The organism is Octadecabacter dasysiphoniae (genome assembly GCF_021532615.1).
GTDB lineage: Bacteria > Pseudomonadota > Alphaproteobacteria > Rhodobacterales > Rhodobacteraceae > Octadecabacter > Octadecabacter dasysiphoniae.
The window spans coordinates 429,625-453,828 of the sequence record NZ_JAKGAQ010000002.1 but is presented as its reverse complement, the minus strand read 5'-3'; the positions used below and the strand labels follow the sequence as shown (position 1 = coordinate 453,828).

At 56.3% G+C, this 24,204-nt stretch carries 31 protein-coding genes; 14 read left to right on the top strand and 17 right to left on the bottom strand.

Features of this window, described 5'->3' with window-relative positions; translation table 11 throughout:
* Nucleotides 1–9: 9 nt before the first annotated feature.
* The 3 genes from pgsA to L0664_RS09135 are packed head-to-tail and all read left to right on the top strand — an operon-like array spanning nt 10 to nt 1,355.
* A complete protein-coding gene (pgsA, locus tag L0664_RS09145; protein ID WP_235225396.1) occupies nt 10–672 on the top strand; it encodes a CDP-diacylglycerol--glycerol-3-phosphate 3-phosphatidyltransferase in 663 nt (220 codons plus the stop codon).
* Nucleotides 669–917: a molybdopterin converting factor subunit 1 gene (gene moaD, locus L0664_RS09140; RefSeq protein WP_235226166.1), complete on the top strand. Its 249-nt coding sequence runs from the start codon at nt 669–671 to the stop codon at nt 915–917. The genes pgsA and moaD overlap by 4 nt, the downstream gene beginning before the upstream one ends.
* A complete protein-coding gene (locus L0664_RS09135; RefSeq protein ID WP_235225387.1) occupies nt 918–1,355 on the top strand; it encodes a molybdenum cofactor biosynthesis protein MoaE in 438 nt (145 codons plus the stop codon).
* Here the strand turns inward: L0664_RS09135 and L0664_RS09130 are convergent.
* Complete coding sequence (locus L0664_RS09130) at nt 1,342–1,908, bottom strand: DNA-3-methyladenine glycosylase I (RefSeq protein ID WP_235225380.1); 567 nt, start codon at nt 1,906–1,908, stop codon at nt 1,342–1,344. The genes L0664_RS09135 and L0664_RS09130 overlap by 14 nt on opposite strands.
* A gap of 100 nt (nt 1,909–2,008) precedes the next feature.
* Between L0664_RS09130 and L0664_RS09125 the strand changes: the two genes are divergently transcribed.
* The 4 genes from L0664_RS09125 to L0664_RS09110 all read left to right on the top strand — a co-directional run bounded on the left by L0664_RS09125 (nt 2,009) and on the right by L0664_RS09110 (nt 6,532).
* Complete coding sequence (locus L0664_RS09125) at nt 2,009–2,812, top strand: EAL domain-containing protein (protein ID WP_235225371.1); 804 nt, start codon at nt 2,009–2,011, stop codon at nt 2,810–2,812.
* A gap of 183 nt (nt 2,813–2,995) precedes the next feature.
* Entirely contained in the window at nt 2,996–4,171 is a 1,176-nt protein-coding gene (locus tag L0664_RS09120; protein ID WP_235225366.1) for an acetyl-CoA C-acetyltransferase, read from the top strand.
* 90 nt (nt 4,172–4,261) lie between these two features.
* The gene (phbB, locus tag L0664_RS09115) at nt 4,262–4,987 is read left to right on the top strand and encodes an acetoacetyl-CoA reductase (protein WP_235225364.1); all 726 of its coding nucleotides are present in this window, start codon (nt 4,262–4,264) and stop codon (nt 4,985–4,987) included.
* Between the two features lie 609 nt (nt 4,988–5,596).
* On the top strand, nt 5,597–6,532 hold the full coding sequence (locus L0664_RS09110; RefSeq protein WP_235225360.1) for a transcriptional regulator GcvA: 936 nt from the start codon (nt 5,597–5,599) through the stop codon (nt 6,530–6,532).
* A gap of 34 nt (nt 6,533–6,566) precedes the next feature.
* Here L0664_RS09110 and L0664_RS09105 read toward each other — a convergent pair whose 3' ends face one another.
* The 3 genes from L0664_RS09105 to L0664_RS09095 form a co-directional block, all read right to left on the bottom strand.
* Nucleotides 6,567–6,734, bottom strand: coding sequence for a YdcH family protein (locus tag L0664_RS09105; RefSeq protein WP_235225358.1), 168 nt, complete (start codon nt 6,732–6,734; stop codon nt 6,567–6,569).
* A 121-nt stretch (nt 6,735–6,855) separates the two neighbouring features.
* On the bottom strand, nt 6,856–7,608 hold the full coding sequence (locus L0664_RS09100) for a tRNA1(Val) (adenine(37)-N6)-methyltransferase (protein ID WP_235225353.1): 753 nt from the start codon (nt 7,606–7,608) through the stop codon (nt 6,856–6,858).
* A complete protein-coding gene (locus L0664_RS09095; RefSeq protein WP_235225349.1) occupies nt 7,605–7,820 on the bottom strand; it encodes a putative signal transducing protein in 216 nt (71 codons plus the stop codon). Before L0664_RS09095 ends, L0664_RS09100 begins: the two co-directional genes overlap by 4 nt.
* 50 nt (nt 7,821–7,870) lie before the next feature.
* On the opposite strand from L0664_RS09095, the gene L0664_RS09090 reads away from it, so the two are divergent.
* Nucleotides 7,871–8,869, top strand: coding sequence for a polyprenyl synthetase family protein (locus L0664_RS09090; RefSeq protein WP_235225347.1), 999 nt, complete (start codon nt 7,871–7,873; stop codon nt 8,867–8,869).
* A 6-nt stretch (nt 8,870–8,875) separates the two neighbouring features.
* Here L0664_RS09090 and L0664_RS09085 read toward each other — a convergent pair whose 3' ends face one another.
* The 3 genes from L0664_RS09085 to L0664_RS09075 form a co-directional block, all read right to left on the bottom strand.
* Complete coding sequence (locus tag L0664_RS09085; RefSeq protein ID WP_235225345.1) at nt 8,876–9,751, bottom strand: 4-(cytidine 5'-diphospho)-2-C-methyl-D-erythritol kinase; 876 nt, start codon at nt 9,749–9,751, stop codon at nt 8,876–8,878.
* A complete protein-coding gene (locus L0664_RS09080) occupies nt 9,738–11,438 on the bottom strand; it encodes a tetratricopeptide repeat protein (RefSeq protein WP_235225342.1) in 1,701 nt (566 codons plus the stop codon). Before L0664_RS09080 ends, L0664_RS09085 begins: the two co-directional genes overlap by 14 nt.
* A 163-nt stretch (nt 11,439–11,601) precedes the next feature.
* Nucleotides 11,602–13,248 carry an electron transfer flavoprotein-ubiquinone oxidoreductase gene (locus L0664_RS09075; protein WP_235225339.1) on the bottom strand — a complete coding sequence of 549 codons (1,647 nt, stop codon included), beginning with the start codon at nt 13,246–13,248 and terminating at the stop codon, nt 11,602–11,604.
* A 243-nt stretch (nt 13,249–13,491) separates the two neighbouring features.
* On the opposite strand from L0664_RS09075, the gene greA reads away from it, so the two are divergent.
* Together greA and L0664_RS09065 are read left to right on the top strand one after the other, a co-directional pair.
* Entirely contained in the window at nt 13,492–13,962 is a 471-nt protein-coding gene (gene greA / locus L0664_RS09070) for a transcription elongation factor GreA (RefSeq protein WP_235225337.1), read from the top strand.
* A 13-nt stretch (nt 13,963–13,975) separates the two neighbouring features.
* Complete coding sequence (locus tag L0664_RS09065) at nt 13,976–14,986, top strand: hypothetical protein (protein ID WP_235225334.1); 1,011 nt, start codon at nt 13,976–13,978, stop codon at nt 14,984–14,986.
* On the opposite strand, the gene L0664_RS09060 is transcribed toward L0664_RS09065, so the two are convergent.
* From L0664_RS09060 to L0664_RS09045, 4 genes are read right to left on the bottom strand one after another with little or no spacing between them, the layout of a single operon-like run.
* Nucleotides 14,983–15,561 carry a GNAT family N-acetyltransferase gene (locus tag L0664_RS09060; protein ID WP_235225333.1) on the bottom strand — a complete coding sequence of 193 codons (579 nt, stop codon included), beginning with the start codon at nt 15,559–15,561 and terminating at the stop codon, nt 14,983–14,985. The genes L0664_RS09065 and L0664_RS09060 overlap by 4 nt on opposite strands.
* Nucleotides 15,558–16,385 (bottom strand): molybdopterin guanine dinucleotide synthesis, encoded by an 828-nt coding sequence (locus L0664_RS09055; RefSeq protein WP_235225332.1) that lies wholly within the window; start codon nt 16,383–16,385, stop codon nt 15,558–15,560. Before L0664_RS09055 ends, L0664_RS09060 begins: the two co-directional genes overlap by 4 nt.
* Nucleotides 16,376–16,948 (bottom strand): molybdenum cofactor guanylyltransferase MobA, encoded by a 573-nt coding sequence (gene mobA, locus L0664_RS09050; protein WP_235225330.1) that lies wholly within the window; start codon nt 16,946–16,948, stop codon nt 16,376–16,378. The genes L0664_RS09055 and mobA overlap by 10 nt, the downstream gene beginning before the upstream one ends.
* Entirely contained in the window at nt 16,941–17,474 is a 534-nt protein-coding gene (locus L0664_RS09045) for a YcxB family protein (RefSeq protein ID WP_235225327.1), read from the bottom strand. The genes mobA and L0664_RS09045 overlap by 8 nt, the downstream gene beginning before the upstream one ends.
* Nucleotides 17,475–17,544: 70 nt before the next feature.
* Here L0664_RS09045 and L0664_RS09040 point away from each other — a divergent pair, with 70 nt between their 5' ends.
* Both L0664_RS09040 and L0664_RS09035 read left to right on the top strand, forming a co-directional pair.
* On the top strand, nt 17,545–18,270 hold the full coding sequence (locus L0664_RS09040; RefSeq protein ID WP_235226165.1) for an AzlC family ABC transporter permease: 726 nt from the start codon (nt 17,545–17,547) through the stop codon (nt 18,268–18,270).
* The gene (locus tag L0664_RS09035; RefSeq protein ID WP_235225326.1) at nt 18,267–18,596 is read left to right on the top strand and encodes an AzlD domain-containing protein; all 330 of its coding nucleotides are present in this window, start codon (nt 18,267–18,269) and stop codon (nt 18,594–18,596) included. Before L0664_RS09040 ends, L0664_RS09035 begins: the two co-directional genes overlap by 4 nt.
* Here the strand turns inward: L0664_RS09035 and L0664_RS09030 are convergent.
* The 4 genes from L0664_RS09030 to L0664_RS09015 form a co-directional block, all read right to left on the bottom strand.
* The gene (locus L0664_RS09030; RefSeq protein WP_235225325.1) at nt 18,590–19,210 is read right to left on the bottom strand and encodes a hypothetical protein; all 621 of its coding nucleotides are present in this window, start codon (nt 19,208–19,210) and stop codon (nt 18,590–18,592) included. The two genes, L0664_RS09035 and L0664_RS09030, sit on opposite strands and share 7 nt — an antisense overlap.
* Nucleotides 19,211–19,216: 6 nt before the next feature.
* A complete protein-coding gene (locus L0664_RS09025; RefSeq protein WP_235225324.1) occupies nt 19,217–19,351 on the bottom strand; it encodes an aa3-type cytochrome c oxidase subunit IV in 135 nt (44 codons plus the stop codon).
* A gap of 63 nt (nt 19,352–19,414) precedes the next feature.
* The gene (locus L0664_RS09020; protein WP_235225323.1) at nt 19,415–19,873 is read right to left on the bottom strand and encodes a hypothetical protein; all 459 of its coding nucleotides are present in this window, start codon (nt 19,871–19,873) and stop codon (nt 19,415–19,417) included.
* A gap of 16 nt (nt 19,874–19,889) precedes the next feature.
* The gene (locus tag L0664_RS09015; RefSeq protein ID WP_235225322.1) at nt 19,890–20,351 is read right to left on the bottom strand and encodes an Lrp/AsnC family transcriptional regulator; all 462 of its coding nucleotides are present in this window, start codon (nt 20,349–20,351) and stop codon (nt 19,890–19,892) included.
* A gap of 105 nt (nt 20,352–20,456) precedes the next feature.
* Here L0664_RS09015 and L0664_RS09010 point away from each other — a divergent pair, with 105 nt between their 5' ends.
* Both L0664_RS09010 and L0664_RS09005 read left to right on the top strand, forming a co-directional pair.
* Nucleotides 20,457–20,693, top strand: a complete 237-nt coding sequence (locus L0664_RS09010; protein ID WP_235225321.1) for a DUF6356 family protein — start codon at nt 20,457–20,459, stop codon at nt 20,691–20,693.
* 1 nt (nt 20,694) lies between these two features.
* Nucleotides 20,695–21,426: a class II glutamine amidotransferase gene (locus L0664_RS09005; protein WP_235225320.1), complete on the top strand. Its 732-nt coding sequence runs from the start codon at nt 20,695–20,697 to the stop codon at nt 21,424–21,426.
* Here L0664_RS09005 and L0664_RS09000 read toward each other — a convergent pair.
* Together L0664_RS09000 and L0664_RS08995 are read right to left on the bottom strand one after the other, a co-directional pair.
* Entirely contained in the window at nt 21,414–22,439 is a 1,026-nt protein-coding gene (locus L0664_RS09000; RefSeq protein WP_235225319.1) for an MBL fold metallo-hydrolase, read from the bottom strand. The genes L0664_RS09005 and L0664_RS09000 overlap by 13 nt on opposite strands.
* Before the next feature lie 24 nt (nt 22,440–22,463).
* Nucleotides 22,464–24,164, bottom strand: a complete 1,701-nt coding sequence (locus L0664_RS08995) for an acyl-CoA dehydrogenase (RefSeq protein WP_235225318.1) — start codon at nt 24,162–24,164, stop codon at nt 22,464–22,466.
* Nucleotides 24,165–24,204 lie beyond the last annotated feature (40 nt).

Genomic DNA, 24,204 nt, shown 5'->3' with positions numbered 1-24,204 from the left:
GATAGACTTATGACTTGGAACATTCCCAATATCCTGACGCTGTTGCGTCTTCTTGCGGCGCCCGGCGTTGCGATCATGTTTTTGTATTTCGCGCGGCCTTGGGCGGATTGGTTTGCGTTGGTGCTGTTTGTTATTGCGGCGACCACGGATTGGATCGATGGCTATCTTGCGCGGGCATGGAACCAGCAGACCAAGTTTGGCGCGATGCTGGACCCGATTGCCGATAAGGCAATGGTGGTGATCGCGCTGCTGGTGATCTGCGGATTTTCAGGGATGGACCCGTGGATTTTGATTCCTGCCACGTTGATCATGTTTCGGGAAACATTCGTATCTGGTTTACGTGAATTTCTGGGTGATACAGCAGGCACGTTGAAGGTCACGCCTTTGGCCAAATGGAAAACGGCGGCCCAGATGACGGCCATCGCGGTGCTGTTTTCAACCGGCGCGTTCGAGACCTATTTCAACATGGCGATCGAGGGGCTGGATCAAGCGACGTTTGACGCCATAATGGGAGGCAGTATCTCCGATGAGGGCGGCGTCCGCTGGAAACTGACCGGCATGACCTATTCGTGGTGGGTCGGAATTACTTTGCTTTGGATTGCCATGGCGTTGACCGTGATCACCGGCGCAGACTACCTGCGCAAAGCGGCCCCGCATTTGAAGGAAGACTGATGCAGATTTTATATTTCGCATGGGTGCGTGAACGTATCGGGCTGCCGCGCGAAGAAGTTGAGACATCTGCGGCAACCGTTAGTGACCTAATCAACGAGTTGCGCGCCCGCGAGGCCCGCTATGATATGGCGTTTGCCGATACGTCCGCGCTGCGCGTGGCGCTGGACCAAGAATTGTCAGAATTTGATGCGTCGCTGAAGGGTGTTCGCGAAGTCGCATTTTTCCCACCTATGACGGGTGGCTGAATGATCCGCGTGCAGGCCATGCCGTTCGATCCGGGCGGTGAATTGAATACCTTTACGGCATCCGTTGCGGGCGCTGGCGCGGTTGTGAGCTTTACCGGTTTGGTGCGTGATGTGTCCGGCGGTCTGACATCGATGGAGATCGAACATTACCCCGGCATGACTGAAAAGGCGCTGGGCGCGATCCGCGCTGAGGCGATGCAACGTTGGGATTTGGCAGGCGCCCTCATTGTCCATCGGTTCGGCGTGCTTGAGGCAGAGGAGATGATCATGATGGTCGCCACGGCATCATGTCACCGCAAAGATGCGTTCGAAGCGGCTGAATTTTTGATGGACTACCTCAAGTCCCGCGCGCCGTTCTGGAAGCGCGAAGTCACGCGCGACGGGGCCGATTGGGTTGCGTCAAAGACCGAAGACGAAGACGCGCTTAAGCGTTGGTAAGTGCGGCGCAGCTGGCGTGTTGTGGGCATGTCGTGAGGTGATCGTTCACCAGACCGCAGGCTTCCATCCACGCATAGACAATCGTTGGTCCGCAGAACTTGAATCCGCGTTTTTTCAAGTCCTTAGAAAACGCCGCTGACAGATCGGTAGATGGGGGAACCTCATCCAACGTCTTAAAATTTGTCTGCATCGGTGCGCCGCCAACCCAGTTCCAGCAGTAAGCAGAGAAATCTTCGATCTCGAGGTAGGCTTGTGCGTTCCCGATGGTCGCTTGGATTTTGCCGCGGTGGCGAATGATGCCTTCGTTTTGAAGCAAACGTTCAACGTCGGCGTCCCCCCAGGTGGCGATCACGGCGGGGTCAAACCCTTCAAAAGCAGCGCGGAAATTGTCCCGTTTCTTAAGGATTGTGATCCAGCTTAGTCCTGCCTGAAATCCGTCTAGAATCAGCTTTTCCCATAACGCGCGGCTGTCCCATTCGGGCACGCCCCATTCAGCGTCGTGATAGTCCGTATAAATGGGTTCCAGGCCGGCCCAGCCACAGCGTTCTGACATTGTGTCCCTCTCGAATTATACGTCCAATTGAGTTCAAATCCGGTCTCTTTACCAGCCCTTAAAGGCCGTCGTGCAATGTCGCGGGCGAAGGGATGTGGGAATGGCAATGATGAAACCGACAGACGCGTGGGATGACCAGACGCCGCGTGACCCGTTGGAGTATGCGGTCAGCGTACGCGATAAGGATGTGTTGTCGATGGTGCGCACCGCACTTGCGACCGATAATTGTAAGCTGGCCATGCAGCCCGTCTGCGCAACACAAGACCACTACCCGATCGCGTTCCATGAATGCCTGATCCGCGTCATGGATGAAACGGGTCGTATCATTCCGGCCCGACAGTTCATGGGTCAGATTGAAGAAACCGGATTGGGGCGTGACATTGATGCCGCCAGTCTGCGTTTGGCATTTGGTCTGTTGGAACATAACCGCGATCTGCGTTTGTCGGTGAATGTGTCTGCGCGCTCTTTAGGGGACGCGGCCTGGCGCCGGGTGTTGGACCGTGAATTGGAAAGCCGGTCCATGCATGTGGATCGCCTAATTCTTGAAATCGGAGAATCCAGCGCGATGCAACTTCCGGAAGTTGTGATCAGATTCATGGAAGAAATGCAGCCCTATGGCTTGGCTTTTGCACTGGATGATTTCGGAGCGGGCATGACGGCTTTCCGGCACCTCAAAGACTTCTTTTTTGATCTGGTGAAGGTCGACAGCCACTTTATTCGCAATATCCACAATGATCCCGACAATCAGGTCTTGGCCGAAGCTCTCATCACTGTGGCACATCAATTTGAAATGTTCGCCGTGGCCGAGGGTGTCGAATCCCAAGAGGAGGCTGATTTTCTAATCTCGATCGGGGCGGACTGCGTGCAGGGATATCACTTCGGGGTCCCGAAGTTCACAGTTTAGGCGCTAACGGCATCACAGCAATGTCCCAGACGGGCAATTGGCGCAGTCGCACAGCATTGCGGTTGTTTCCCTGACGTCATAAGACAAAGAGCAACGGCGGCTGAGGGCTCTGTTGCCAACCTCGTGCGTTTCGGGCTCTCTTGAACTCCGCCGATCATGTCGGAACAAGAGAGGACTCACTCCATGACCAACGTAGTAATCGCATCCGCTGCCCGTACGGCCGTCGGTAGCTTTGGTGGCGCATTTGCCAACACACCCGCCCATGACCTCGGTGCAGCCGTTCTGGCCGAAGTTGTCGCACGCGCGGGCATCGATCCAGCCGATGTGTCTGAAACAATCCTTGGTCAGGTTCTGACCGCGGCGCAGGGCCAGAACCCCGCCCGTCAGGCGCACATGAACGCGGGCCTGTCAAAAGACGCAGCCGCATGGTCCCTGAACCAAGTGTGCGGGTCCGGCCTTCGCGCCGTTGCGCTGGGCGCACAGCACATCATGTTGGGCGATGCGTCCATTGTGGCTGCGGGCGGTCAAGAAAACATGACAATGTCCCCCCACGCCCAATCCATGCGTGCGGGCCAGAAAATGGGCGACATGAAACTGATCGACACCATGATCAAGGACGGCCTGTGGGATGCGTTCAACCAGTACCACATGGGCCAAACGGCGGAAAACGTGGCAGAGCAATGGCAGATTTCCCGCGATATGCAGGATGAATTCGCAGTCGCGTCCCAGAACAAAGCCGAAGCCGCACAAAAGGCGGGCAAGTTCGCAGATGAAATCGTGCCGTTCACCGTTTCGACCCGCAAAGGCGATATCATCACTGACGCGGATGAATACATCCGCCACGGCGCAACTATCGAAGCCATGGCTAAAATGCGCCCCGCGTTCACCAAAGACGGCACCGTAACAGCAGCCAACGCATCCGGCCTGAACGATGGCGCGGCGGCAACGTTGCTGATGTCCGCGGACGAGGCTGAAAAGCGTGGGATCGAACCACTTGCGCGCATCGCGTCTTACGCGACGGCCGGTTTGGACCCTTCCATTATGGGCGTTGGTCCGATCTATGCCTCGCGCAAAGCTCTCGATAAAGCAGGTTGGTCTGTGGATGATCTTGACCTTGTGGAAGCCAACGAAGCCTTTGCTGCGCAAGCCTGTGCCGTGAACAAAGACATGGGCTGGGATCCGGCAATCGTGAACGTCAACGGCGGCGCAATTGCGATTGGCCACCCGATCGGCGCATCCGGCTGCCGCGTTCTCAACACCCTGTTGTTCGAGATGAAGCGCCGCGGTGCAAAGAAAGGCCTCGCCACATTGTGCATTGGTGGCGGTATGGGCGTCGCATTGTGTGTTGAGCGTCCGTAAACACTGAAATCTTCGGCGTAATATTATTGCGTCGAAGATTTCTTCCGGATAACATCATTACCGAACTACAATTCCTTGGAGGATCAGATTATGGGACGTGTTGCACTCGTGACAGGCGGCTCGCGCGGTATCGGCGAAGCTATCTCAAAGAAACTAAAGGCTGACGGTTATACTGTTGCGGCCACATACGCGGGCAACGACGAAGCCGCTGCAAAATTCACTGAAGCGACAGGCATCAAAACCTACAAATGGAACGTCGCTGACTATGCGTCGTCCAAAGCAGGTATTGAACAGGTTGAGGCCGACCTAGGCCCAATCGAAGTTGTCGTTGCCAACGCTGGCATCACCCGCGACGCACCTTTCCATAAAATGACGCCCGAGCAGTGGAACGAAGTCATCGACACGAACCTCACCGGCGTGTTCAACACGGTGCACCCGGTTTGGCCCGGTATGCGCGAACGCAAGTTTGGCCGCGTGATCGTGATTTCGTCGATCAACGGACAAAAGGGCCAGTTCGCGCAAGTTAACTACGCTGCGACTAAATCCGGCGATCTGGGCATCGTGAAATCGCTTGCCCAAGAAGGCGCGCGCGCAGGCATCACGGCAAATGCTGTTTGCCCCGGTTACATCGGCACCGAAATGGTCCGTGCGATCCCTGAAAAGGTTTTGAATGATGTGATCATCCCGCAGATTCCAGCAGGCCGTTTGGGGGAGCCGGAAGAAATCGCACGATGTGTTGCCTTCCTCGCCTCTGACGATTCTGGTTTCATCAACGGGTCGACGATTTCTGCCAACGGTGCGCAGTTCTTCGTCTAAATCCAAGCGCTAGACATACAAAAGGGCCGAGGTTTTCCTCGGCCCTTTTTGCATTTTGATCCGGCTTAGCGGCGGAACAGGGATTTGATCATGCGGCCAAAGGCTCCGGCGCGTTGGGCGTGGGCTTGGGCGATAATTTTGTTCAGTTCGTTTTGCGTTGGTACATTATACATGGGCCACTCCTGAGGTGTGCGTGGTCTCCTCCCATTGGGTTAATGTAGAGGGCACCCGCGCTGGGCGACACCCGCAGTTCTGCAACCCCGCCCTGCATTGAACGCAACGGACGCCATTGAATTGGAGCCTGAGCGTTTGGTGAAAAGAAACTAAAATGGGCCATTTCGCGTGGGAATGGCCCATGTCGTTCGGCGGAACGGATCAGCGATCTAAGCCCGCCGGAGCGATCATTTACGGCGGAACAGCCCGCGCAGAATAGCACCGCGTTCGGCGTGTGCAGTGCGGATGGCGTCACGGGTGCGGGCGTTTGTGGTAGCTTCAAACATCTGATTGGTCCTTTTGGTTTGTTTCATGTCCTGCACCCAAGATGGTCTTTTCCGAACCTTCGCACAAACGAGACTTTTCATCTATTCAGTTAAGTTATACTTATGTGAGATGGCTGATCGTCTTCCCCCACTTACCGCCCTTCGTGCCTTTGAGGCCGCTGCGCGCCACCTTTCTTTCGCGCAAGCAGCCGCAGAGCTGAACGTGACCCCCGCAGCATTGTCGTTCCAAATCAAGTCGCTTGAAACGCATTTGGGTGAGCCAGTTTTTCACCGTTTGAACCGTGCGGTTGAGTTGACTGAGGCAGGTCGCATGTTGTCTCCGGGTGTTTCTGACGGCTTCGCAGCGCTGTCTGCGGCGTGGCGGAATACCCAAAGGTTAAGTGATAACAGCACCTTGACGGTGACAGCAGGCCCAGCGTTCACATCCAAATGGCTGGCCCCGCGATTATATGAATTCGCACAGGCCCACCCAGAAATCGAGCTTCGATTTTCCGCATCATTGAGGTTGATCGATTTCGATCGCGATGCTGTCGACGTCGCGATCCGGTTTGGATTGGGCCAGGATGGTGATGTTTATTCAGAACCACTGATCCGTGAATGGATGACCCCGATGATGACGCCGGACTTGGCCGAACAGTTCGGTTCCTTAGAAAAACTGTCTCAATCGCCGCTGATCCATGACGAATCTATAGCATTTTTTAAACAACCAACGGACTGGCCCGCATGGTGCCGCGCTGCGAATGTTGAGTTTGACACGTCTTCGGGCCTGCGGTTTAGCCAAGCGGATCACGCGTTGGACGCAGCGATTTCAGGTGCGGGGGTGGTCTTGGGCCGCGTGTCCCTCGCGACGCGCGCGCTTGAGCAGGGCCGACTGATTGCGCCCTTCAACATAGGTCTTCTGACCGAGGCGCAATTTAGATTCATTTGCCCGAAAGGCACAGAAAATCGCCCACATGTTGCGGCGTTTCGGGCGTGGGTTCTTGAGGAAATTCAAGCGTCTGAGGCATTCGAAGCAGGGCGGACGCTTGTCCCACCGAGCACGTAGGCGCTGGCGCGATAACGCCAGCACCTGTTTGAAATCAACTGGCCGAAAGGCGTGTGATTTCTTCTTTCAGGTGGAGTTTTTCTTTCTTGAGGCGTGATACCTCTAGCCCGTCAACGCTCGGACTGCGTTGGGCGACTTCGACGGCATTCGACAGTTTTTCGTGTTTTTTCTTCAGTTCCTGCAGGTGGGACGTCAAGCTCATAGGGTTCCTCCATAACTACATTGCTGGTCTGTTAAGCTGACCACAAAAGACTGCGTCTGTCACGCCGCACAGCAGCAAAGACCCAGCATGATCAGGACACCGCCAAAAGATTGCAAAATTCTTAATCCGGCAGCTTAAATTCTAGACCGCGTCGCAGAATATCCGCAATTTCGGCGCGGTAGTCTTCGCGATCGGCTACATGTTGCGGTCCATCATGCAATGGAATTGGCGCGTGGAGCTTGAACGGGGTGCGCCCCCCCTTTCGGGCGCGCACGATAATCCGGTCTGCTGTTCGGCCAGTTCTACCCGTGATCGGGTAGACCGCCACGGACCCCAACCGGGAATCCATTGCCCGCAAAATATCCGGTAATCGGTCTGCCTTGTGTATCAACGAAAGCCGGCCCTTGGGTTTCAGGCGTCGCGTCGCGGTGTCGATCCAGTCGGTCATCGATGTCGCACCGGCAAAGGCAATGTCGCGGTCCGTAAGTGGGCTGGCATTGCCTGACGCGCGATCAAAATAAGGGGGATTGGCGATAACATGGTCAAACGTCAGCGCGGTCAGCTCATTGGGGAGGGCGCGCAGATCAGCGGACCAAACCGTTGCGTTAATTCCGTTGGCCGCAGCGTTTTTGCGGCACAGGTCGGCGTATTCGGGCTGAATTTCGACCCCGTATAACGACAGCTGCGGAATGCGGCGTGCAAGGCACAACATCGCGGCGCCTACGCCACAGCCCAGTTCCAGCACGGATTGCCCCGGATCTGCCTGAACGCTGGCCGCCAATAAAACCGGATCGACGCCAGCGCGATATCCCTTAGCGGGTTGTTCAAGCGTCAGTTGGCCACCAAGAAACGCATCATGTGTGGTCGTGCTCAAAAGCCAAGATCGATGTCGTTGGCTTTCATCACCGACGTCGCCAGAAAATGATCCTGACGGCGCACCATCAGGCGGCGTGGCAATATGCCCAAGGATCCGTCTAGGATGCTCATATTTACGTCCAACTCGAACACCTCTATATCCTCGCCTTGAAGAAGGGCCTTGGCGAAGGCGATGACTGTGATGTCGTTGGTGCGCAAGAGTTCTTTCATACCCCAGATGTAGGCCGCATTGCGTGCCTTTGTCGAGTAAGGACGATGTGATGAGCCTGGACCACGCCGCGCAAAAACCCCACGACCGTTTGGCTGCTGCATTGGCGGTGGAAATGGACGGCGTGAATACGCTCATCCGTGAAAGAATGGCGTCAAAGCATGCGCCCCGTATACCCGAAGTGACAGCCCATCTGGTCGAGGCCGGGGGCAAACGTCTGCGCCCGATGCTGACGTTGGCAGCGGCAAAGTTGTGTGGCTACGATGGCCCTTTTCACGTGCATCTGGCCGCGACGGTCGAATTTATACATACGGCGACGTTGCTGCATGATGATGTTGTAGACGAAAGCGAACAGCGCCGAGGGCGGCCCACGGCAAACCTGTTGTGGGACAACACCAGTTCGGTTCTGGTCGGGGATTATCTGTTTGCACGTTCGTTTCAGTTGATGACGGAAACGGGCAGCTTGGACGTGTTGCGCATCTTGTCCAATGCGTCGGCCACGATTGCAGAGGGGGAGGTGTTGCAGCTGACAGCCGCCCGCGATCTGGCCACGACCGAAGAAATTTATTTGCAAGTTGTGCGCGGGAAAACAGCGGCTTTGTTTTCTGCGGCAATGGAAGTCGGCGGCGTGATCGCTGGTCGTGACGCCGCGATGATCCGTGCGCTTTATGATTATGGCGATGCGCTGGGTGTCGGTTTTCAGATCGTTGATGACTTACTCGACTACGCAGGAACAGACGCGACCGGTAAGAACATCGGTGATGATTTTCGCGAACGCAAACTGACGCTTCCGGTGATCAAGGCAGTTGCTTTGGCGGATGATACGGAACGGGCGTTCTGGGTGCGCACCATTGAAAAGGGCAAACAGGACGACGGCGATTTGGAAACGGCTCTTTCGATTTTGGATAAGCACAAGACGCTTGAAGCAACCAAGATCGAAGCGATTTCCTGGACGGAAAAGGCAAAGGCGGCCTTGGCCCCGTTGCCAGAACATCCAATCAAGGGGATGTTGATTGATCTGGCCGACTACGTGGTCGCGCGGGTCCGTTAAGAACGCTTAGGCCAGAATACGACTGGCCCGTACCCACCAACCGGAATTGCCGTGTGCAATGTGCTCGGCGCAGGCTTTGGCAGCGTCTTCTGTGTGAAACAGCCCCCAACAGGTGCTGCCTGATCCCGACATATCACAATCCACGGCATGTGGTCGCAGGGCATTCAGCACGTCCTGAATTACGGGCGCGATGCTTGGTTCGCTCGCGACTTTTGTCAGGTCATTGCGCTGGCCAAGAAGCCAGGCTTCAAAACTTGCGGCGTCATTGACGTGGTCCATGGGGTCGAGGGATGCGGGCGTGAAATCATACAACCGATCATGGAGGGCGAATACCGTGCTTGTCGGAACAACGACATTCGGATTGACCAGTACCAGCCAGCCTTCGGGATTATAGGGCGCGCGCGACAGGTTTTCGCCGATGCCCCGCATCACCGTTGCATGGGGCGCACAAAGGCATACGGGCACATCCGCCCCAAGCGTCAGTGCGTCATGTGGGGATAAGGGGGCCACACCCCAAAGCTTTGCCAATGCGGTTAGGGCGGCGGCCGCATCGCTTGACCCGCCGCCAATACCCGCCCCATGGGGGAGGTTCTTTGTCAAATGTATCGTTGCGCCTGCCGCCACATTCCGCTGGCTGCGAAGCAAATTTGCGGCCTTAAGGACAAGGTTGCGGTCATCCGTCGGCACGCCATCGGCAAACTGCCCATCCACGATCAGTTTCAGATCTACAGCCTGATCAACCGTCAACGTGTCCCCAAATTCCGTGAAGACGACAAGCGATTCAAGAAGGTGATAACCATCATCACGTAGGCCCGTTAAATGGAGGGTCAGGTTGATTTTGGCAGGTGCTTTCTGGTGAATGGTCGTGTCAGATATCGTCATTCGCCACTTCTACTGCGGCGGCGGGCGTTTCGCCATCCTCAGCATAGACTGCATCCAACCCGATGTTGAGTTTTCGGCGGATGCGGGTGGCCTCTGCCTCCTCGGGTTCAAATGACAGCGCGCGGCGCCATTGGAATCGGGCCTCTGTCTCGCGGCCAACCATCCAGTATACATCACCCAAGTGGTCGGAAATGATCGGGTCATTTGGTTCCAGCTCTGCGGCGCGTTCCATCGGGCCAATCGCGTCTTGGTAGCGGCCTAGTTTGTAGTAAACCCACGCAAGGCTGTCGACGATTGCGCCACTGTCGGGCCGTGCGGCCACAGCCGTTTCAATCATCACCAGTGCCTCGTCGTAATGTTCTGTAAGCCCACGATCGACCATAGAATAACCAAGGTAGTTCAGGACCGACGGATTGTCGGGGTTCAGTTCTAACGCAGCGCGAAAATCGGCTTCTGAGGCCGGCCATTCATCAAGGCGTTCGTTCACCATCCCGCGTGAATACAAAAGCCACCACCGGATTTGCGCGCTTTCGGGATAGCCCGAAAGTGCCGCGTCATAGGCCGTGCGCGCATCGGCGTAGTTTTCTTGCTGACGGTGAATGTCCCCGAGCGCTGCAAAGGATTGCGGGATATCGGGATGGCTGCGCGTGAGTTGACTGAGAACCTCAATTGATTTCTCAAACCGTCCCGCAAGGCGGAGCGCCTCGGCACGACCAATTTCAGCGGTGTGAAACGCAGTGTCTGATGTAGCAACTTGCGCAAAGGTTTGGGCCGCTTCGTTATGTTGGCCAAGCGCATTCATCAGCCGTGCGGTGGCAATCTGGGCGTCCGCATCTTGTGGCGCGATATAGCGCGCGGCCTGCGCATATAGCAGCAGATAGCTTTCGTTTGCTTCCCCCTGAAGGATATCGGACAGGCCTTTGAACGCGTAGGCAATGCCGTGCGCAGGGGTTGTGACCGCACGGTCAAGTGGGGGCGTTTCACCGGCCTCAATCGCATTTCGAAGGGCGGCGATTTCAGGGTCATTGGCCGGGCCGAACGCACGTGTCACAATGCCGAGCGCCTTATCGAATTTGCCCAATTGGCATAGGATTTGCAGATGCGCGATAACTGAGGCCCGCGTAGGCGGCACGCCAACATTGGGCGCCAGTTCGTAAATTTCATTTGCCGCACTCAGATCGCCGTTCATCGTCAATGCGAGCGCTTTGTGCTGTTGTCCAAATGTGCGCAGGCCTGGTGTGTCGATGACTTCGTCAAAGCTCATCAGGGCGCGTTCCATTTCACCTTTGCCGACATAGGCCCAGCCCTGCGCAAGACCGTCAATAAGGGGGCCGACTTCGTAACCGGCCTCAAGCATATCAAAAATCGCATCCCAGTTCCCGCTACGTGCGGCAACCGCCATCATCGCGATATTGGATATTTGACTGTCGCCCCCTGCGGCATGAAACGGGCGCGTAACACCGACGGCGGATTCCATCTGACCGGTGCCAACAAACGCCGTAATCGTCTGTTCCATCAATGGCAGGTTGCCGGGATCTGCAAGCAAGGCACTTCGGAAATAGCTGGCGGCGGCTGTGTAGTCGCCCTGTATTCCTGCTTGCCGCGCGGCGAGGTAAGCACCCGAATTCAAATCAGCGACGACAGGCGTCGCGAAACACAGGGCTGCTGCGGTAAGGGCGAAGGTCAAGCGTGATGTCAAAGCGGGCTCCGGTTCTTTTGCGTTCCAATCAGCCTAGGGGCCACGATTCCTTCGTGCAAATAACAATTCTGCGGGTGGGCGGTATGTCGCGGTGAATTCGATGTAAACAGGGCCCCGCGATGCGAGGCCCTGTTCGTTTAATCCAGCGGATTTACATGTTGGGGTAGTTTGGCCCGTCGCCACCCTGGGGCACTGTCCACGTGATGTTCTGGGACGGATCTTTGATGTCGCAGGTTTTGCAGTGGACACAGTTCTGGAAATTGATCTGAAATTTCTTGTCCGCGCCGTCACCGACAAATTCGTAAACACCTGCCGGGCAGTAGCGCGCTGACGGGCCTGCGTATTCTGCCAAGTTCACATTCACCGGGATCGATGCATCCGACAGCTTCAGGTGTGCTGGCTGGCTTTCTTCGTGGTTGGTGAACGAAAACGCCACGTTGGTCAGGCGATCAAAGGACAGTTTGCCGTCAGGTTTTGGATAATCGATCGGCTTGTGCTTGCTCGCCTTTTCGGTCGCGTCGGCATCGTTCTTGCCGTGCTTCATTGTGCCAAAGAAAGAAAAGCCGAAGGTGTTTGTCCACATATCAAGGCCGCCCAAAGTCAGCGATGCGAGCAACCCGCGCTTGGACCACATGGGTTTGACGTTGCGCACTTTCTTGAGGTCTTGGCCAATGTCGCCTGCGCGAACCTCGGTTTCGTAATCCGTCAGCTCATCGGATGCGCGCCCTGCACCAATGGCGGCATGTGCGGCCTCAGCGGCAGCGATGCCGGACAACATGGCGTTATGGTTGCCCTTGATGCGCGGAACATTGACCATTCCCACACTACACCCAAGCAACGCCACGCCGGGCGCGACCATTTTGGGCATCGACTGGTAGCCACCTTCATTGATAGCGCGCGCGCCATACGCGATGCGTTTGCCGCCTTCCAAAAGGTCAGCAACCATCGGGTGATGCTTGAAACGCTGGAATTCCATGTAGGGGAACAGGTGCGGGTTCTTGTAGTTCAGATGAACCACAAAGCCGACATAAACTTGATTGTTCTCAAGGTGATAGATGAACGATCCGCCACCTGCGTTTGACCCGAGCGGCCAGCCCATCGTGTGCGTAACGGTTCCTTCACTGTGCTTAGCGGGGTCAATTTCCCAGATTTCTTTCATGCCGAGACCGTATTTTTGCACGTCGGCATCTTTGGCAAGGCCGTATTTCGCGATGACTTCTTTGGACAATGATCCGCGCACGCCCTCGGACAAGAACACGTATTTGCCGTGAAGCTCCATCCCCGGTTCAGTGTCTGGGCCGATGGTGCCATCCGCCTCAAGGCCGAACACACCCGCGACCACGCCTTTGACTTCGCCATTGTCACCAAAAACCAGTTCGGAACACGACATTCCGGGGAAGATTTCAACGCCCAGTTCTTCGGCCTGTTCCGCCATCCATCGGCATACGTTGCCCATGGATACGATGTAGTTGCCGTGGTTGTTCATCAGCGGTGGCATCGGGAAATTCGGGATGCGGATTTTGCCTGCTTCGCCCAACATATAAAAATTGTCTTTGGTGACGGGCGTGTTCAGTGGCGCGCCTTTGGCTTTCCAGTCGGGGATCAATTTGTTCAGGCCAGCAGGGTCAAGAACAGCGCCGGACAGGACATGCGCGCCGACCTCTGATCCTTTTTCGAGGACCACGACGTTCAGGTCTGCATCCAATTGCTTCAGCCGGATCGCGGCAGACAGTCCTGCGGGGCCTGCACCAACGATAACGACGTCATATTCCATGGATTCGCGTTCAATTTCGGCCATGTCGGGCCTCCCTGCGGCTAGATAAATAAGTGTCTATCGTTCGATATAGGGAACGGATGCGCTGGGCAATCTCGCCGCGACATAAAATTGCGCAAACACGCCCGAAACGTCGCGTCTGTGAGCATTCGTTTGCCGGCAGGCCCAAAATTAAAGGCGGTAAGCGTGTGATCGCCCTTGAGGCGGCGGGCGCGGGCGGGTTATGCATGTGCACTTGAATTATTGACCCTCTAGGGATTGCGTTTAATGGAAAAGATACCGCTGACACGTGCCGGATTTGATAAACTGGATGCTGAACTGAAACATCTGAAGTCCGTCGAACGCCCCACGATCATTCGTGCCATTTCTGATGCACGCGAACACGGTGATCTGTCCGAGAATGCCGAATATCATTCCGCCAAGGAAAAGCAGTCCTTCATTGAGGGACGTGTCAAAGAACTCGAAGGGGTTATTTCGCTCGCGGATGTGATCGACGTCAGCAAGCTAAGTGGTGCGATCAAATTTGGCGCACATGTGACGTTGGTGGATGAAGATACCGACAAAGAAACGACCTATCAGATTGTCGGTGAATACGAGGCCGACATCGAAAACGGCCGTTTGAACATGAAGTCGCCGATTGCGCGTGCACTGATTGGTAAAGAGGAAGGCGACAGCGTAGAGGTGCGCACGCCTGGCGGTGTTAAATCCTACGAAGTCCTGACAATCGTTTTCAAATAAGGTCTCTGTCCCAATGGCGGATCGTCCAAACAAAGCAGATGTACCGCTCCGTGCAGGGGCGCAGCCACAAGGTGTTCGCGTCACGGTGATCGAAGTGATTGCGATCGTGATCAGCCTCATTTGGTTGGTCGGTGTTGCGCTGTTCTTTCTCGTCTTGCCGGGCGACGGCGAAGGTGCCGCAACGGTAGATTCAATGCGCTTCGTCATGACACTGATGGCGATTTTTCTACCTATCGCGATGGTCTGGATCGCGGCGATGGCGGCGCGGTCTGCCAAGATCGTGCGGGAAGAAAGTCAGCGGTTGCAGGCCGCCATTGATGCCATGCGTCAAACGTATGTCGCAGACCGCCAATCGCGTGGCACAGGGATTGAACCAACCGTTGAACGCAAGCTGAATGAAATTGCCCGCGCAACGCAAAAAACGGAAACCGCACTGGCAACCTTCGCTACGTCCCGCCCCGCACAAAAAACGCAGATCACACCCGCCCCTGCACCCAAGGGCGATGATCAACCCAGCCTTGCGCTGGGCACCACAGCCGAAGACATCACGCCACCGATTTCGAAACCGGACCTCGTGCGCGCGCTGAACTTTCCCGACACCGATACGGATGAGGTCGGCTTTGCCGCCCTGCGCCGCGCATTGAAAGACCGGACCGCCAAGCAGTTGATCCAAGCCAGCCAAGATGTGCTGACTTTGATGAGCCAAGACGGAATTTACATGGATGACCTGCGCCCGGACCGCGCCCGTGCTGAAATATGGCGCCGGTTCGCCCATGGTGAGCGCGGGAAAACCGTTGCCAGCCTTGGTGGTGTGCGGGATCGGTCTTCGCTTGCGTTGACGTCTGGCCGGATGCGCGAAGATGCGATTTTTCGCGATGCAGCGCACCACTTTTTGCGCAAGTACGACCAGATGCTTGTTGTATTTGAGGCCGAGGCAAGTGACGAAGACATTGCCGCTTTGGCTGAGACGCGCACAAGCCGTGCGTTTATGTTGTTGGGCCGTGTTACGGGCGCATTCGACTAGATTCGTTTGATCATAGTCGTTGCGCTTTGAAATCCGAAAATATGCCGCAGTAGTCCGAGGTGATGTGTGTCCGTCGCGATAAATCCCTCTCGATCATAAAGCGCGCGCGCCCGTGGGTTGCTGTCTATCACGTCTAGGCGAACCTCGACATAGCCACGGGTGCGTGCCTCGTCGCAAATGGCGTTCAGCAGGGCCGTTCCGACCCCTTTGCCGCGCGCATGTTCGCTGACGAATATTCCGTCCATCAGAAATCGTTTGTTTTCCGTATCCCGTTCAAGGAGCGAGATCAGGCCCATGCGCCACAGGCTTGATATCCAACCGTAGTGGTTTGCCATGTCGCGCGCGGTGCCGCCAACCAGTGCCCCTTCATAGGTCTTGAACCCGGCCACGCCCAACAACTGGCCATCATCATCGCGGGCGCACAGCGCGTGGGACGGGTCCAATACATCTTCGACAAAGGCAAGGCCCCGATCCATGGGTCCCATAACGGCGTTGAGTTTTGGTCCGAATACCGCCCAATAAAGTGCGGCGACCGCCCTGCGTTCTTCTTCGTGAAACCCATGCTCGATCTTCACGGTGTGACTCCGAATATCCACCCCTCGGACGTGCGTGGGACCTTCAACGCGCGGCCAAGGTCCACGCTGGACATTCCGGCGATCAGTTCGGTCAAGACATGCATTTGAACGGCGTCTTTGATCGGATGATCCGCCAGGCGCGGCGTGATGATGTCATTGAACAATGAGGGCCAAACCTCAACAAATGACACGGGGCGATCAAGCGGTTCAAACGGCCAAACAGCGATCTGGTCATGGAATTTTCTGCGCAATCGTTCCAACACGGGCAGGCCCATAAAAACCTGGCTTCCAACCGCGCCGGGATAGGCCAGTTGCCAGACAGTGAATGCCCCGGACGCCCGTTCTTCGACTTTGCGTTTTTCGGGAAAGGGCGTCGTGTCGCGGTCAGATTTATGGGTTGATAAATACGGCGTCGCGGCGGATTTCGGGCACCCCCAAAACGGACCGCACCCGCCCAATTGACGATTTATGTCGCTGGCCACGTCAAAGCGGTTGTTTGATCTTGGTGCGTCTTGCACGCGGTCTTCGAACCAGGACCAAACCGCCAATGGGTCGTTCGCCCCAGTTAGTGCCGCGCCGAACCCCTTCGGATACCCGAATGCAAAATCAAAGCCGATGAACAGACGCCGCCCCGCTGCTAGTTCTTGTTCGATCAAGTCCTCAAGCCACGGTTCAACTATTTGCCTGCTGCGAAAATACTGCGGGTCGAGGTGCTGACCGTTCCGTTTAACGCTTACCCAGATGGCATCAGCGCTGGGCCTTACGGATTTCTGCACACCGCCGGACCAATCAACTGTAACGATGGTGTCATAGGTCACATCCATGCCGCCGCCTGTGCCAGATCATCGGGAGTATTGATGTTGAAAAATGGCGCGGGCGTTGTGTCAGGAAACATAGCGATGGTGGCGTTGTGGGCCTCGGTAAAGGCGCGCACCTTGCGGCCGCCGCCCTCAAGGAACGCCATCAGGGGATCGTGCAGCGTGGTTGGCCAAAGCCCGAAGGTTCCGTGCTCCCCATCAGATGTCGCCGCAATGGCAAGTGTGCCATTCCCTGCCATCAACAGCTGTGGCACCAGATCACACGGGAAAAAAGGCGTGTCGACGGCGACGGTGACAACGTGTGTGTGATCATGGGATCGCGCCCAGCCCAACCCAGCCAAGACGCCAGCCAGCGGGCCAAGATGCCCGTTCACGGTATCCGCAATCACCGGAAAACTGGCGGCAATGGGATCGTTGGAATTTACGGCAATGGCACCGACCTGTGGTTCTAATCGATCGGCACTCAGGTCCAACAGACGCCGCCCTGCTAGGGTCAGGTCGCCCTTTGGTACGCCGCCCATACGTGTGCCGCGCCCGCCCGCAAGAATGATGCCGACTGGTTCACGCATCTTCGATCTGCGCCTTTAGATCTGTGATCAGACGGGTCACTGCGCCTTCATCACCGACGGCGTTTTTCGGTAAAGTGAACGCGATACCAGAGACGCTGATTGTGATGGTCTGCTTTGTTTCGTGGATGGCATCGATCATTGACCATGGGGTCGTCCAGCGGGCTGGCGTTGCTTCGTAGGTCAGGCCCATTTCGTCGAATGTGATCGCTTGTGGGGCATGGTGCAGGGCGCGTTGGCTGATGACATGTGCCATTTGCGAATATAAAATCTGAAAACTGGCGAGGTACAAACCACCGCCCGCGAACCAGCCCAGCAGAACCCACCACGCCGGACTAAAATCGAACATGGAGGCAACAAAAGTTACCAATGCCATGCCGCCCAAACCGCATAAAACCGCTATAGAAATTGTAAGAATCGCGCTGACCAGCGCGTTCTGCCCTTTCATCAACGCCTTTGACGCAATCAACATTCCTTCGCGTTGGTGCGATGCTTGGGTCGTGAATTCAAATCGGTCTGGCGCACGCATGGGTGGTCTTTCGTTGTCAATCGGATGCCCTGACGCTATGGCCAAAGACATGAAATTGTAAGGCTGCATGATGTCAGGGACGGGCGATAAATCCTATTACTGGACCGGATTTCGAATGGGCGTTCCGTTCTTGCTGGTGGTGATGCCGTTCGGGCTGCTGTTCGGCGTTGTCGCCACAGAAGCCGGATTTACCAGCGTTCAAACCATGGCTTTTTCTTCCGTTGTGTTCGCGGGTGCTGCACAGTTTGCGGCCCTGCAATTGATGGTCGATGACGCGCCTATCCTAATCGTGATCGCTACGGCACTGGCGGTTAATTTGCGTATGGCGATGTATTCCGCATCCTTGGCTGTATGGCTGGGGGAGGCGCCACTGTGGAAACGTGCGTTGATCGCTTACGTCAATGTCGATCAAAGCTATGCGGTTTCGATTAACCGTTATGAGGATGAGCCCCATTTAACGCTACCCCAAAGGATCGCGTTCTTTTTCGGGGCGGTCACGCCAGTTTGCCCGATGTGGGTTGTGGCAACGGGGCTGGGCATCTGGATCGGCGACACGATACCGGATTGGATGGCACTGGATTTCGCTGTGCCGATTTGTTTCCTCGCGATTATTGCGCCGATGATGCGTACGCTGGCGCATATGATCGCGGCTGTGACATCGATCTTGCTGGCGCTGCTGTTTGCTGGATTGCCCTATAACTTTGGTCTGTTGATCGCCGCTGTGGTTGCGATGATGGTCGGCGCGCAGATCGAACTTTGGATGGCGCGCCGAACTGACGAGGTGGCCACACCATGAGCGACAGTTACATCTGGACCACAATTATCGTTCTTGGCATCGGCACCTATCTGATCCGGTTTTCGTTTCTTGGCCTTATCGGCGGCAAAGATTTGCCCGACTGGGCGCTGCGCCATTTGCGCTATACTGCGGTGGCCGTTCTTCCGGGGTTGATTGCACCGCTTGTCCTATGGCCCGCCGCAACTGACGGAGAGGTGGACCCCGCAAGGCTTAGCGCAGCGCTGGTGACATTTGCAGTAGGTCTGCTGACGCGCAATGTGATCGCCGCCATCCTGTGCGGTGGCGCGACATTGTTCGGCATGATCTGGCTGTTGGGCGCTTACTGACTGGCGGTGATCGCCGCGTCGATTTCTGCCGCCGCAATGGACTTATCGTCGGCGTCTTCCTCACGGTAAATGCGTTCGCGCACACCGGGGAGCCTTGCGAATTGATCTGACAGATTGCTCGGAAAGAAGGTTTTTCGGACAGATTCAAAACCAGGCAATTGGCTAAGCGCGCGGGACGTGTGGGTTGTGCAAGCTGCCTGTGGTGTCGGCCCGTTGGCAAGCGCCAGACGCATGGCCTGTTCGGCAACTTCGGGGGACACGTCAATTTCCTGAATCAGCGTGTAATACGTAATGCGCGAATGGAACGAGATGTAGAACTGTTCAATACGCGGGGTGATCCCGAAATGAACGTCATTGCGTTCAGGTATAGATGAATGGCCAAAGCTGCCCGCCGGATCCCAAAGGACCCGTTGGCTTGCGTTGATCATCAGGCCGGTGTGCGCGCCATTGTCGGACCCTGTATTTTTCATGGTCAGCAGCGTCAGACGCTTGGGGCCGGGATGCACATACGCTACGCGATCAATTGCGGCTTGCGGGGAAAGGATTTCATCTTGGCCCGCAGCACAGGCCGCAAGGACGAGTGGCGCAGTAAGAACAAAAGCGCGGCGCTGCATCAGGGGTTATCCGTTAATCATCGCGAGCAGGACCAAAGCGACGATGATAATCACCGTTGCCTTTGTGACCATGCTTATGAAGCCGTCAAATGTCTTTTCCTGAACTGTAACGTCCATTTCGCCGTGCTTGTGGTCAGCCATGATATGTTCCCTTTGTTCGATTTGTGTTGGCTTTAGCCGATTCATGCGACCTTGTCAGCCCTGTCAGGTCGTCGCATTGCCGCCTGTGTCTTCGTCATCCAGATCCTGGGCCAAACGAAACCCGATGCGATTTGGTTCTTCGGCTTCGACATCTTTGGGCAATGCGCGCAACATGACAGACAACTGCGTTACATGTTGCACCAGCTGTGTCTTCGTGCCGGACGGGTCGGCACCGTAAAATGTCACGATATCAGGGTCATAGTACCCCATTCCTTCGATCTTGATCACACCTGAACTGTCGCCGGCAAATCCCATCGCGACTTCTTGAGTGTTGTCGAGGGTCTTTTCGAAATTCTGGATATACAGGATCAAACGCTCGTACGCCCAACGTGCAGCACTTTTGGGTTCCGCGTTTTTGATCGGTTCCGGGCAGGTTTTTTCGGGGTCCGTATGAACCTCGTGAACGCGTGGGATGGCCGTGGCCTCAAGGGCTTCTGCGGAGGTGGCTATTTTGTCGTCCATGATGGGCGTCCTTAGATCAAAGCGGCAGTGCCGTTGTGTCCTTGATATCCTCCATAACGAAGCTGGCAGAAATATCCGATACAGAAATTCGTGAAGTCAGCCGTTTGTAGAAAACATCATACGCTGCCACATCCGCAAGCCGCACCATCAAGACGTAATCCAGATCACCGGTCATGCGCTGGGCTGACGTGATTTCAGGCAGCGTAGCAACAGCGGCGGCAAAGTCTTTGCGCCATGTGTCTGAATGATGATCGGTGCGGATCAACACCAGCGCGCTGAGGGGGCACCCGATCTTGATCGGATCAAGCAGCGCCACCCGCGCAAGGATAACGCCGCTGGCTTCCATGGCCTTGATCCGGCGCCAGCACGCGTTGCGCGACAGGGCGACGGCCTCCGATATTGCATCCGCCGACAGTGTGGCGTCCCGTTGCAGTAGGGATAGTATTTTGTGGTCATAGTCATCAAGTATTTGGGCCATGGCGGGATGATATCCCAATAAATCTAATTTTGACCAGAGGGTTTGGGACGTGTTTTTGACCAAAACCCAATAGAGTCACACCAACACCAATCACGGGAGACAAACATGACCGACCAAAGCCAACCTACCCGCCAAAGCCTGCTGGACCGCTGGTTTCTTGCCCATCCCGCGACCGTTGATGAAACCTATTTTCAGCATATGCGGTTCGCTGCGGGTTTCGCGTTTTGGCTGATGACGGCGGGTTTCGCCGCACTGGTTCATGCGGTTTTCCCTGCGCTTTGCGAAACCACTGCCAGCCGGATACTGCGTAAGCTGACGGACCGCATGAACGCGCGCCACTGATATGTGCCGCATTGCAGCCTACGCAGGCCCATCGATCCCGCTCGAAAACATAATCGTACGCCCCAAACATTCCCTGCTTGAACAAAGCCAACACGCGACCGAGGCAAAATTGGCCGTGAATGGGGACGGGTTCGGGATCGCGTGGTATGATCGCGATGAAACGCCGGGGCTGTATCGCGATGTGCTGCCTGCATGGGCTGATGGCAACCTGACCAGCCTATGCCGCATGGTGCGGTCCCGTCTATTTATTGCCCATGTCCGCGCCAGCACTGTTGGCGAAACCAGCCGCCAAAATTGCCACCCGTTCAGCTATAGGCGTTGGTCGTTTTGCCATAACGGACAAATCCCTCATTTCGCTGCGATCGAACGAAAGCTCGAGGCCGACTTGCCCGATCATTTGTATTCTGCCCGTCAGGGCTCAACGGACAGTGAGATGATATTTCTGACGTTACTGGCCAACGGATTGGATGATGACCCGGAACGCGCAATGGCCGCAACCTTGGCGAAAATCGGATCGGGGCCGGACCCCGTCAAGATTACGTGCACGTTTTCGGATGGCGCAACATTGTACGGATTTCGGCATGCCTCGCGTGGAACAGCGCCGACTTTGTACGCGTCCGGATCACTTGATAACGGCGGCAAGGCCTTCGCGTCAGAACCTTTGGATGGTGGGTCCTGGGCTGCAATTCCAGCGAACAAAATTATCTCACTCGGGATCAATCAGACCGCTTGAAACCAATACGCCCCGTCGCGCAATTCGCGGGTGGCCTGACCCGTTTGGTGCAAATGATTAAGATGGGCGAGAGCTTCGACCAACGCCAATCCATATGTGCCCTCATCAATCTCGCGTTTGAACAGCGGTTTGAAGCAATCGCCAGCCCTTTGCGGTTGGGCGATATGGGAAATCAGCCGTTTCAGTGCCCCGTGGTGGTTATCGATCAGCTGCTGCATCCGTTTGGGCAAGCCGGTAAAGGGCAATTTATGCCCCCCAAGCACAAGGTGTTCATCGCGGGCAAAGGGTGCGAGGCGTTCGCACGCCTCTAGCCATTCCGCAAGCGGATCGGCATCAGGTTCAGTTGGATAGACGCCAATATTTGGGCTGATCGACGGTAGTAATTGATCGCCGCCAATGACCAGATTTTCATCACGCGACCAGAATGTTGCATGTTCGGGGGCGTGGCCGTTGCCCATGCGGATGTCCCACGTGCGCCCGCCCATCTGGATCGTCCCGCCTTCTTGCAAGCGAGTGAACCCCAGCGGCATCGGATGCACGCAATCGGCAAAATTGAACGGGCGGTCGTTTTGGCGTTTGGCAAGGATTGCATCATCCATTCCCGCCTTGCGGTAAAACTCGATAGACCGTGTCGGGTAGGCGGGCTGTTCGTCCAGCGTCAGCATTCGCGCCATCAACCAAGCAGTGCGCGGCATCGCCAGTTCTGCGCCGGCGTCTTGAAACCAACCGGCAAGCCCGATGTGGTCCGGGTGATGGTGCGTCCCGATCACGCGGGTCACGGGTTTTGCGGCCAGTGGTCCGGCCAGAAGATCGTGCCAGATGGCGCGGGTTTTGCGGGAATCGAATCCTGTGTCGATGATCGTCCAACCGGCACCATCATCCAGCGCATAGACGTTCACGTGGTCCAGCGCCATTGGCAGCGGCAGGCGCATCCACAGCACACCGTTCGCAACTTCGATTGCTTCACCTTGCGCGGGTGGTTCGGACCATGGGTATCGGATGGGATCAGTCATAGCGCGTGCCTAACCCAGTTGCGATCACGCCACCAGATCATCCAGCGTAATCGCCATCAGATCATCCGCACCTTCTTGAACGTGCGCCAAAAGGGCTGCGTGTTCGGGAAGTATGCGTTTGATGTAAAACGCGGCCAGTCTTGCGCGGGTCGCATCCCCCTGAAGTGCGGCCGTAAGGTGATAATGCCCGCCCAAGACCCGCGCAAACGCCCGAAGGTACGGCACTGCCCCCGCAAACCGCGTTTGTACATCCTGCGCCACAAGCCATTCAGTCGTTTCGCGCAGGGTTTCTGCCGCGTGCCAGACCGGTTCGGCAAGGTCGGGTTTAGATGTTTTGGCGGCTTCTGCGGCGGCTTCTACTTCATCAAGTAAGGCAAAAGCAGCTTCGCCATTGTCCGCCATCTTGCGCGCGACAAGGTCCATGGCCTGAATACCATTCGTGCCCTCATAGATCGTCGTAACGCGGACATCGCGGGCAAATTGCGCCGCACCAGTTTCTTCTATGAACCCCATACCCCCATGGGTCTGGATGCCTGTTGCGGCGACTTCTACGCCAATATCGGTGCCAAAGGCTTTGGCAATCGGAGTGAGCAATGCTGCGCGCGCGTCCCACGCCGCATCACCTGTGGCCGTGGCCATGTCGATGGCAACTGCGTTGGCCATAGAAATTGCGCGGGCGGCAAATGTATCGGCCTTCATTGATGCCAGCATCCGGCGCACGTCAGCATGTTCCGCAATCGCGCCAGACCCGCCAGCGCGCCCCTGTTTGCGATCCATCGCATAGGTCAGCGCGTGTTGATAGGCCGCTTCGGCCACACCAATACCTTGCGTTGCGACGCCAAGGCGGGCGTTGTTCATCATCGTGAACATGGCAGCCAATCCCGCATTCGGTTCGCCCACCAGCCAGCCTTTTGCGTTGTCATATGCCATCACTGCAGTGGGTGATCCGTGCAGGCCCATTTTATGTTCTAGGCTGACAACGCGCAGGGCATTGCGATCCCCCAAAGACCCGTCCTCGTTCAGGATGATTTTCGGGACCATGAACAGGCTGATGCCTTTGACGCCTGCGGGTGCATCGGGCAAACGGGCTAGCACAAGGTGGCAGACGTTTTCAGTAAAATCATTGTCCGCCCACGAAATGTAGATTTTCTGCCCTGAAACCGCATAGCTACCATCGTTGAGCGGGTCCGCCTTGGATCGCAGCGCGCCAACGTCTGATCCGGCCTGCGGCTCGGTCAGGTTCATCGTGCCGCTCCATTCGCCCGATATCAGCTTGGGCAGGTACATGTCTTTGATCGCATCGCTGGCGTGATGTTCAAGCGCCTCGATCTGGCCTTGTGTCATCAACGGGTTCAATTGCAGTGACAAGCACGCACCGGCCATCATCTCGTTTACCGCCATCGCCAGCGTGATCGGCAAATCCATGCCGCCGTGAACTGCTGGCGCCGAAATCCCGATCCAGCCCCCTTCGGCGATGGCTTTGTATCCATCTGCAAAGCCCGGCGATGTGCGTACATTACCGTTTTCCAACACGGCCGGATGCTGATCCCCGGCGCGCTGCAATGGCGCGAGCACTTCGTCGCACATCTTTGCGGCCTCTGTCAGGATTGCATCACAGGTGTCGCTTGTTGCATCGGCGTAGCGGTCTGTGGCTGCAACCTGATCAAAACCAACCACATGATCCATGAGAAAGCGAAAGTCGGCGATGGGTGAGCGATATGGCATCCGGTTGATCCTTGGCCTATTGGGAACGTAAGTATTTGTT

Coding starts and splice junctions, on each gene's coding strand:
- pgsA (WP_235225396.1), top strand. CDS start 10: ATGACTTGGAACATTCCCAATATCCTGACGCTGTTGCGTCTTCTTGCG.
- L0664_RS09135 (WP_235225387.1), top strand. CDS start 918: ATGATCCGCGTGCAGGCCATGCCGTTCGATCCGGGCGGTGAATTGAAT.
- L0664_RS09130 (WP_235225380.1), bottom strand. CDS start 1,908: ATGTCAGAACGCTGTGGCTGGGCCGGCCTGGAACCCATTTATACGGAC.
- L0664_RS09125 (WP_235225371.1), top strand. CDS start 2,009: ATGGCAATGATGAAACCGACAGACGCGTGGGATGACCAGACGCCGCGT.
- L0664_RS09120 (WP_235225366.1), top strand. CDS start 2,996: ATGACCAACGTAGTAATCGCATCCGCTGCCCGTACGGCCGTCGGTAGC.
- phbB (WP_235225364.1), top strand. CDS start 4,262: ATGGGACGTGTTGCACTCGTGACAGGCGGCTCGCGCGGTATCGGCGAA.
- L0664_RS09110 (WP_235225360.1), top strand. CDS start 5,597: ATGGCTGATCGTCTTCCCCCACTTACCGCCCTTCGTGCCTTTGAGGCC.
- L0664_RS09105 (WP_235225358.1), bottom strand. CDS start 6,734: ATGAGCTTGACGTCCCACCTGCAGGAACTGAAGAAAAAACACGAAAAA.
- L0664_RS09095 (WP_235225349.1), bottom strand. CDS start 7,820: ATGAAAGAACTCTTGCGCACCAACGACATCACAGTCATCGCCTTCGCC.
- L0664_RS09090 (WP_235225347.1), top strand. CDS start 7,871: ATGAGCCTGGACCACGCCGCGCAAAAACCCCACGACCGTTTGGCTGCT.
- L0664_RS09085 (WP_235225345.1), bottom strand. CDS start 9,751: ATGACGATATCTGACACGACCATTCACCAGAAAGCACCTGCCAAAATC.
- L0664_RS09075 (WP_235225339.1), bottom strand. CDS start 13,248: ATGGCCGAAATTGAACGCGAATCCATGGAATATGACGTCGTTATCGTT.
- greA (WP_235225337.1), top strand. CDS start 13,492: ATGGAAAAGATACCGCTGACACGTGCCGGATTTGATAAACTGGATGCT.
- L0664_RS09065 (WP_235225334.1), top strand. CDS start 13,976: ATGGCGGATCGTCCAAACAAAGCAGATGTACCGCTCCGTGCAGGGGCG.
- L0664_RS09055 (WP_235225332.1), bottom strand. CDS start 16,385: ATGGATGTGACCTATGACACCATCGTTACAGTTGATTGGTCCGGCGGT.
- mobA (WP_235225330.1), bottom strand. CDS start 16,948: ATGCGTGAACCAGTCGGCATCATTCTTGCGGGCGGGCGCGGCACACGT.
- L0664_RS09045 (WP_235225327.1), bottom strand. CDS start 17,474: ATGCGTGCGCCAGACCGATTTGAATTCACGACCCAAGCATCGCACCAA.
- L0664_RS09040 (WP_235226165.1), top strand. CDS start 17,545: ATGTCAGGGACGGGCGATAAATCCTATTACTGGACCGGATTTCGAATG.
- L0664_RS09035 (WP_235225326.1), top strand. CDS start 18,267: ATGAGCGACAGTTACATCTGGACCACAATTATCGTTCTTGGCATCGGC.
- L0664_RS09030 (WP_235225325.1), bottom strand. CDS start 19,210: ATGCAGCGCCGCGCTTTTGTTCTTACTGCGCCACTCGTCCTTGCGGCC.
- L0664_RS09025 (WP_235225324.1), bottom strand. CDS start 19,351: ATGGCTGACCACAAGCACGGCGAAATGGACGTTACAGTTCAGGAAAAG.
- L0664_RS09020 (WP_235225323.1), bottom strand. CDS start 19,873: ATGGACGACAAAATAGCCACCTCCGCAGAAGCCCTTGAGGCCACGGCC.
- L0664_RS09015 (WP_235225322.1), bottom strand. CDS start 20,351: ATGGCCCAAATACTTGATGACTATGACCACAAAATACTATCCCTACTG.
- L0664_RS09010 (WP_235225321.1), top strand. CDS start 20,457: ATGACCGACCAAAGCCAACCTACCCGCCAAAGCCTGCTGGACCGCTGG.
- L0664_RS09005 (WP_235225320.1), top strand. CDS start 20,695: ATGTGCCGCATTGCAGCCTACGCAGGCCCATCGATCCCGCTCGAAAAC.
- L0664_RS09000 (WP_235225319.1), bottom strand. CDS start 22,439: ATGACTGATCCCATCCGATACCCATGGTCCGAACCACCCGCGCAAGGT.
- L0664_RS08995 (WP_235225318.1), bottom strand. CDS start 24,164: ATGCCATATCGCTCACCCATCGCCGACTTTCGCTTTCTCATGGATCAT.